The sequence below is a fragment of the Pseudonocardia pini genome (assembly GCF_013870575.1).
GTDB classification, from domain to species: domain Bacteria; phylum Actinomycetota; class Actinomycetes; order Mycobacteriales; family Pseudonocardiaceae; genus Pseudonocardia; species Pseudonocardia pini.
In genome coordinates this window covers 1-7,580 of sequence record NZ_JACBXB010000216.1, presented here as the reverse complement: position 1 = coordinate 7,580, position 7,580 = coordinate 1, and the positions used below count along the sequence as shown (strand labels likewise).

9 protein-coding genes are annotated in these 7,580 nt (G+C 72.8%); 2 read left to right on the top strand and 7 right to left on the bottom strand.

Annotated features, from left to right (window positions below; genetic code table 11):
* Window positions 1–296 (bottom strand): TetR/AcrR family transcriptional regulator (locus H5J29_RS14425; protein ID WP_312858222.1); only part of this gene is annotated, 296 nt, incomplete at its 3' end.
* 73 nt (window positions 297–369) lie between these two features.
* On the opposite strand from H5J29_RS14425, the gene H5J29_RS14420 reads away from it, so the two are divergent.
* Complete coding sequence (locus H5J29_RS14420) at window positions 370–927, top strand: sugar ABC transporter ATP-binding protein (protein ID WP_181781468.1); 558 nt, start codon at window positions 370–372, stop codon at window positions 925–927.
* Window positions 928–929: 2 nt separating this feature from the next.
* A complete protein-coding gene (locus tag H5J29_RS14415; RefSeq protein ID WP_181781467.1) occupies window positions 930–2,150 on the top strand; it encodes an ABC transporter permease in 1,221 nt (406 codons plus the stop codon).
* A 38-nt stretch (window positions 2,151–2,188) separates the two neighbouring features.
* Here H5J29_RS14415 and H5J29_RS14410 read toward each other — a convergent pair whose 3' ends face one another.
* From H5J29_RS14410 to H5J29_RS14390, 6 genes are all read right to left on the bottom strand, one after another.
* Window positions 2,189–3,175, bottom strand: coding sequence for an alpha/beta fold hydrolase (locus H5J29_RS14410; RefSeq protein WP_181781466.1), 987 nt, complete (start codon window positions 3,173–3,175; stop codon window positions 2,189–2,191).
* A 77-nt stretch (window positions 3,176–3,252) separates the two neighbouring features.
* Window positions 3,253–3,375, bottom strand: coding sequence for a hypothetical protein (locus H5J29_RS35855; RefSeq protein ID WP_281375977.1), 123 nt, complete (start codon window positions 3,373–3,375; stop codon window positions 3,253–3,255).
* Between the two features lie 28 nt (window positions 3,376–3,403).
* The gene (locus tag H5J29_RS14405; protein WP_220187421.1) at window positions 3,404–4,543 is read right to left on the bottom strand and encodes an LLM class flavin-dependent oxidoreductase; all 1,140 of its coding nucleotides are present in this window, start codon (window positions 4,541–4,543) and stop codon (window positions 3,404–3,406) included.
* 57 nt (window positions 4,544–4,600) lie between these two features.
* Window positions 4,601–5,425 carry a mycofactocin-coupled SDR family oxidoreductase gene (locus tag H5J29_RS14400; protein ID WP_181781465.1) on the bottom strand — a complete coding sequence of 275 codons (825 nt, stop codon included), beginning with the start codon at window positions 5,423–5,425 and terminating at the stop codon, window positions 4,601–4,603.
* A gap of 48 nt (window positions 5,426–5,473) precedes the next feature.
* The gene (locus H5J29_RS14395; protein WP_181781464.1) at window positions 5,474–7,114 is read right to left on the bottom strand and encodes a flavin-containing monooxygenase; all 1,641 of its coding nucleotides are present in this window, start codon (window positions 7,112–7,114) and stop codon (window positions 5,474–5,476) included.
* A partial coding sequence (locus tag H5J29_RS14390) for a zinc-binding dehydrogenase (protein WP_181781463.1) occupies window positions 7,111–7,580 on the bottom strand: 470 nt, incomplete at its 5' end. The genes H5J29_RS14395 and H5J29_RS14390, both read right to left, overlap by 4 nt.

Genomic DNA, 7,580 nt, shown 5'->3' with positions numbered 1-7,580 from the left:
GGCCCGCGCCGGGCCGTGCTCTCCACGACGTGCTGCAGGAACCCGAAGAACGCCGGTCCCGGGGCGCCGCGCACGCGGGCGCCTCCCGCGACCACGCCGTCGAGCATCCGGGCCAGGACGCACTCCAGGAGCAGGTCCCGACTCGGGAAGTGCCGGTGCACGGTGGCGACCCCGACACCGGCCCGGCGGGCCACCGCGCTCAGCGCGACGCCGGTCCCCTCGGCCGCCACCGCCTCGACGGCCGCCGCCAGGACCCGCTCGCGGTTTCGGCGGGCGTCGCTGCGCACGTCGGTCACGGAAGTCCTTCCTCGCTGGTCTCGAAACGGTTCGACTGTTCCAGATCGCAGCCGAGCACACCAGGAGGAGCACATGGCCGGACCCGTTCTCGTCACCGGGGCCACGGGCACGCAGGGCGGGGCCGTCGCGCCGGGCGTGCGGACGGCGTTGGTCCCGCCCCACCGCGAGACCCAGGGCGGTTTCGCCGCTCTCGACGTGCGGACCAACCTGACGGTGTCGGCACTGCGCCGCTGGCGACGGTTCGGTCTCGTGGACCGAGCCGCGGAACGGCGGGACTGTGCCCGGCTCGTGGACGAGCTGGAGGTGCATCCCGCGGACGTCGACGTCGAGTTCGGCCTGCTGTCCGGGGGGAACAAGCAGAAGGTCGTCTTCGGGCGGGCGTTGCTGCGCGAGGCGGACGTGTACGTGCTGTGCGAACCGACCCGCGGCGTCGACGTCGCCGCCCGCGAGGAGATCTACGACCTGGTCCGGCGGTTGCCGGACGAGCGGACGGGAGTCCTGGTGATCACCTCCGACGCGGAGGACCTGCTGGCGCTGTGCGACCGGCTGGCGACGGTGACGGACGGGACGGTGAGCGGGTTCCGGCCGGTCGCCGGCCTCAGCGACGAGCAGCTGGAGGCGGTGCTGTGAGCGTGACGACCCGGCCGACCCCCGAGGAGGGGACCGACCTGCGACCACCCGCGCCGAGCCGCCGGCACGCGGTGCTGCACGGCCGGGCCTTCGGCTCGTCGCTGACCGTGCTCGCCTTCCTCGTGGTGTTCGCGATCTACTCGGTGTGGCTCGGAGACCGCTTCCTCGACCTCGGGGCGCGGCTGCTGAACATCCACCAGAACGTCCCGGTGCTGCTGATCGGGCTCGCCGCCATGGTCACCCTGGTGGCCGGGAAGTTCGACCTCTCGGTGTCGTCGACGGCGTCGCTCACCGCGTTCCTCGCGGTGGGCCTGCGGACGGAGCAGGGGATGCCGTTCTGGCTGGTCCTGCTGCTGTGCGCGGTGGTCGGGCTGGTGGTGGGGCTGGTCAACGGGATCCTCGTCGAGTACCTGTCGATCAACGCGTTCATCGCCACGCTCGGCACGGGCGGCGTGGTCCTCGGCTTGTCCAGTGTGTACTCCGGCGGCGGCGCGCTGATCCCCGCCCGCGGCGAGTTCGACCTGCCGGAGTGGTTCGGCGCGATGGGGTCGTTCACGAGCAGGCCCCCGACGGTGCTCGTCGTCCTCGTCGGGCTGCTCGCGGGCGCGGCGGTGGTGCACACCCTGGCCGGCATGCGGCCGCGGCGGGTCCCGCCCCGGGTGTGGACCGCGGTCCGGGGTGTCGGCGGACTCGCCGTCACGGCCCTGCTGGTCGTCGCGCTGCTCGCGGCGGCGTCGGGCGACGGCGTGTCGGGGGGCCTGTCGTGGCTCGTCGTCCTGCTGGTGGGGGTGGCCTCGGTCCTGTGGCTGCTGCTCGAGCTCACCACGTTCGGCCGGGGGCTCAAGGCCACCGGGGCGAACCCGGAGGCCGCGCGGTTGGCGGGGATCGGGACCCGGAGGCACGTCGTCGGGGCCTTCATGATCGGTGGCCTGCTGTCCGCGCTGGCCGGGGTGGCCCTGGCCGCGACCCAGGGCACGGTGGCCCCGGACATCGCCGGTGCGTTCCTCCTCCCGGCCTTCGCGGCGGCCTTCCTCTCGACGGTGGTGTTCTCCTCCGGCCCGTTCACGGTGTGGGGCACGGTCGCGGGCGGGATCTTCGTGGTGTGGGTGGGGCAGGGGCTCATCACCGGTGGCCTGCCCGCGACCTGGACCGACGTGGTCAACGGCGCGGTGCTGCTGGTCGCGGTGGCACTGTCCACCGTGGTCCGGATGGCGCGGCGCTAGGACCACCGGGTGGGGGCCCGCACGGCCCCCACCCGTCGTCAGGCGAGGAGGTCGCGGGCGAAGGACCGGACGGCGCTCACGAACACGCCCGGCGCCTCCCAGGGGACGAAGTGGCCGCTGTCCTGGACCAGGAACGGGCCCACGTGGTTCGGGTAGGCGATCGCGTGCCTGCGAGGCAGCGACGGGCCGACGATCTCGTCCTCGACGCCGTAGAGCACCAGTGTCTCGGTGTCGCGGGCCGGCGTGCCGAGCACGGTCGGCACCGGGCACAGCTCCGGTCGGAAGAGCCCCTCGTAGTAGCCGAGGGTCGCCCGCAGCCGGGCCGCGTCCCCGAACGGTTCGAGCTGGAAGTCCAGCTCCTCCTCGGTGAAGGCGCCCGGCGCGGCCAGCCGCAGCGGCGGACCACCGGCCCGGTAGGCCCGTGCGGTGAGGTACCCGCGCACGTGCGCGCGGCGCTCGGCGTCGGAGCCCAGCGCGGCGCAGGTCGCGTCGGCCGCGAGTCCGTTGTCCTGCAGGTGGTCGCTGATCAGCTCGATCTCCCCGAGCTGGCCCGGCGCGATCCCCGCCCGGGCGTACTCGTCGTCCAGTGGCGCGGCGACGCCGTTCCACAGGACCATCCGACGGACGAGTCCCGGACACCGGGCGGCCAGGTCCTGGACGACCCCGGCTCCGAAGTCGCCACCCGCGGCGACGCACGAGTCGATCCCGAGCGAGGTCAGCAGGCCGTGCAGGTCCGTCGCGCTGAGCCCGAGGTCGGCGAAGCCCGCGGGGTCGCCCGGGACGTCGGAGTCGCCGAAGCCTCGGGCGTCCGGGGCGACGACGTCGAAGCCCGCCTCGGCGAGCGGTTCGACGACCTTCCAGAACAGCCTCTTGGACCCGGGCCATCCGTGGGCGAGGACGAGCGGTACCCCGCCCTCCCCGCGCCGCACGTAGGCGATCCGGACCCCGTCCGGGGCGGTCCAGTACCGCACGGGGAACCTGTCGGCCGCGGTCTCGAGCGGCGACACGGTGGGTGACTCCGTCATGGCATCTCCTTCGATGATCCGACACGGAACGACGCGACCCCCGTCTCCGGCGGGAGCGGGGGTCGGTCGCGGGTCTGTCAGGCTGCGCTCCACCCGCCGTCGACGGGGAGCGGGACGCCGGTGAGCGTGACCGCGTGCGCGCGGCCCTGGCCGCGAGCGGCACCGGAGATGACGGCGACCTTGCCGTCGAGACGTCCCATCAGTGTCTGCTCCTCTCGTCGGCGCGGGTCAGGCGTTCCCGCGCGCGGCCTCGTACTCCTTGACGGCCTTCTGCTGGGCGGCGGCCAGCCGGTCGGCGTTCTGGCCGAAGTCGATCGAGTGCTGGACCGCGCGCAGGCGTTGGGTCCGCTGCCCGTTGAAGTGCGGCATGACGTGGCGGGCGAACATCTCGTAGGACCTGCGCATCCGCTCCGGCTCCGCGGCCTCCAGGTGGCCGATGATGAAGGAGCCGACACCCCCGGAGCGCGTGAGGATGTCCTCGATGCGCGCGATGGCCATCTCCGGCGTGCCGATGAGCATCGGCCCGTCGTTGAGCATGTCGACCATGTGGTCGTGGTCGCGCGGCTTCTCGGGGAACAGCGGCGTGGTGCGCGCGAGGCTCTCGATGACGTTGTCCAGGTTCCAGCGGACGTCCGCGCGGGCCTGCTCCTCGGTGTCGGCGAGGTAGACGTGCTGCAGCACGCTCCACCGGTCCCGGCTGACCTCCTTGCCGTGCTCGGCGGCGGTCTCCTCCATGATCCGCCAGGTGCCGGCCAGCGCGTCCTCGCCGGGCACACCGAACTGGAAGAGGCCGAGCCCGTGCCGCCCGGCGAGCCGCGGCCCGGACGGCGAGACCATCGCGGCGACCCGGATCTCGATGTCGTCGCTGTAGGGCCGCAGCTGCAGGGCCGCGTCCTGCAGGGTGAACCAGTCGGTCTTGCGGGTGACGGGCTCGTCGTAGGCGAGCAGCGCCATGATCGCCTCGACACCCTCCTCGCTCATCCGGCGCAGCTCCTGGGTGTCCAGGCCCATCATCGACGCGTCCTGGGCGACCGAGCCGGTCCCCATCCCCCAGATCACGCGGCCGCGGGTCAGGTGGTCCAGCTGCAGCACGCGGTCCGCCAGCATCAGCGGGTGGTGGTAGGGGACCGAGGTGACGCCCAGGCCCAGCCGGATGTGCTTGGTGCGCCCGGCGGCGGCCATCGCGAACAGCTCGGGGGAGGCGATGGACTCCCAGCCGGTGGAGTGGTGCTCGCCGCACCAGGCCTCGTCGAACCCGAGCCGGTCGAGGTGCTCGACGAGCTGCAGGTCCTCCTCGAACTGGAGCGTCGGGTTATGCGTCGGGTTGTGGTACGGGAAGATCTGGACGCCGAAGCGGAGCCTGCGCACGGGGATTCTCCTCGGGGGATGGTCGGCGGAGCCCGCGCGTGCCGCGGGCGGCCGGGATCACTTCTGGGTCGAGCCCGCGTCCACGGGCAGGGCGACGCTCGTGATGTACCGGGCCTCGTCGGAGGCCAGGAAGAGGACGGCGTTGGTGATGTCCTCGACGTCGACGTAGGGGACCGGCAGCAGGTTGATGGCGGTCCAGGACACCATCGCGTCCTCGACCGTCGGCGACTCGAGGTCCGGCCGCATGATGCCGAACATCGCGTCGTTGTTGATCATGTCGGTGAACACCGAGGTGGGGCAGACCGTGTTGACCCGGATGAAGTCGTTCGCCACCTCCTTGGCCAGCGACCGCATGTACCCGATGACGCCGTGCTTGGCCGCGGTGTAGTGGGCGAAGCCCTCGAAGCCCATGAGACCGGCGCAGGAGCTGGTCAGGACCACCGACCCGCCACCGGCCCGGCGCAGGTGCGGGACCGCGGCCTTGCAGGTGTGGAAGACGCCGTTGAGGTTGACGTCGATCATGTCCTTCCAGGTCTGCCCGTCGAGCTCGCCCGGGGCGCAGCTGAAGATGCCGGCGTTCGCGCTGACGATGTCCAGCCTGCCGAGCTCGGCGACGCCGCGGTCGACCGCCTCGCGCATCGCGGCCTCGTCCCGGACGTCCGCCTTGACCGTGACGACGCGCTGGTCGCGCTTCTCGATCTCGCGCGCCGTCTCGGCGAGGTCCTCCTCGGTCGACAGCGCGTAGGGCACCGTGCCGATGTCCTCGCAGATGTCGATCGCGATGACCGAGGCGCCCTCCTCGGCGAGCCGGACCGCGTGGCTGCGGCCCTGGCCCCGTGCGGCGCCGGTGACGAGGGCGACCTTGCCTTCGACTCTGCCCATGATGGTGGTCCCTTCGGGTCGGACGGGAGTGCTCCGGGGGTCGTGCGGTCAGGCCTGGTGTCCGGTCGGGGTGGGCACCGTGAAGTGGAATCCGGGGTAGCCGCGGGCGGCGACGTCGTCGCAGATCTCGCGGAACCGCCCGACGCCGCCCGCGTACGGCAGCAGCTGTCGGGCCTTGCCGGGGATGTTGGCGCCGGTGTACCAGGATGCGTTGCGGGCCATGAGGGTCTGGGCGGCCGCCTCGGCGGCCTGGCGCGACCAGTCCTCCTCCGCCTCGCGGGTGGCCTCGACCGAGACCGCGCCCACCTCGCGGGCGTGCCGCAGGCAGTCGACGATCCACTCGACGTGCTGCTCGATGGAGGCGACGACGTTGCCCAGCACCGAAGGGCTGCCCGGCCCGGTCACCGTGAACAGGTTGGGGAAGCCGGCCACGGCCACGCCGAGCATCGTGCGGGGGCCGTCGGCCCAGTGCTCCGCGACGGTCTCCCCGCCGCGGCCGCGCACGTCGATCCGGGTGATCGCGCCGGTCAGGGCGTCGAACCCGGTGGCGAACACGACGGCGTCGAGCTCGATCTCCCCGGCCGTGGTCCGGATGCCGTTCTCGGTGAACTCGACCAGCGGGGTCTTGCGCAGGTCGACGAGCGTGACGTCCGGCCGGTTGAAGGTGGCGTAGTAGTCGGTGTCGACGCACAGCCGCTTCGTCCCGATCGGGAATCCCTTGGGGGACAGGCTGTCCGCGGTCTCCGGGTCCGCCACCGTCTCGCGGATCTTCGCCCGGACGAAGTCGGCCGCGGTGGCGTTGGCCTGCTCGTCCAGTGCGAGGTCGGTGAAGGTGCGCAGGAAGGTCGGCCCGCCGCCGTAGGCCCAGCGCCACTCGAAGATCCGGGTGCGCTCGGCCGCGTCGTGGTCGAGTGCGGAGCCCTCGGCGGGGATCTCCTTCATCCCGGCCCGGGACACCCGGATCTCGGCGCGGCGCTCGTCGTAGCCCGCCTTCTCGCGGGCCGCCTCCTCCGGCAGGACGGGGCGGTTGCGGGCGGGGACGGAGAAGTTCGCGGTGCGCTGCAGGACGTGGAGGTGCGCGGTCTGCGGGGCGAGCCGCGGGACGAGCTGGACGCCGCTGGAGCCGGTGCCGATCACCGCCACCCGCTGCCCGGAGAGGTCGACGCCCTCGTGCGGCCAGCGCGCGGTGTGCAGCCGGGTGCCGCGGAAGCGCTCCAGGCCGGGGAAGTCCAGCTCCTTGAGCGAGGACAGCACGCCGGCGGCCATGACGACGTACCGCGCGCGGACCGTGTCCGCGGTGGAGGTGCCGACCGTCCAGGTCGCCGAGTCCTCGTCGTAGACCGCGGAGGTGACCTCGGTGTGGAAGCGGATCAGCGGGCGCAGCGCGAACCGGTCCGCGACGTGGTTCAGGTAGCGCAGGATCTCGGGCTGGGTGGCGTAGCGCTCGCTCCACGTCCAGTCCTGCTGCAGGTCCTTGTCGAAGGAGTAGGAGTAGTCGAGGCTCTCGGTGTCGCAGCGGGCGCCCGGGTAGCGGTTCCAGAACCAGGTGCCGCCGACGTCGGAGCCGGACTCGAACCCCACGACCGACAGCCCCTCGGCGCGCAGGGCGTACAGGGCGTAGAGCCCGGCGAAGCCGGCACCGACGACGACGACGTCGTAGTCGGGTGCGGGGTCGACGGGGGCGCTCACGACAGCCCCGGCACGAGGACGGGCTTGATCTCCGACATGCCCCGCATGGCGTCCATCGCGCGGTCGAGGTCGGCGAGGCCGTAGCTGTTGCCCAGCAGGCGGTCCCAGTCGAACCGCTCGGAGAAGCGGTCCAGGGTCTGCAGCGCGACGTGGTAGTCGCCGATGTCGCCGCTCATGGACCCGCGGATGCGCAGGCCCTTGAACACGATCCGGGCGGCGTCGACGGACTGCCGGTCACCCCCGAGGGTGCCCATCACCGTGTAGCGGCCGTTCGAGGCCATCATGTCCACCCCCTCGGCGATCGCCCCGGGGGCGCCCGCCAGCTCGAAGGCGACGGTCGGCCCGCCGCCGGTCAGGTCCCGCACGGCCTCGACGCGGGCCGCGGCGTCGGGGTGGTCCTCGATGGACACCACGTCGGTGGCGCCCCACTCCCTCGCCAGTGCGAGCCGGTCGGCCGGCCCGCCGA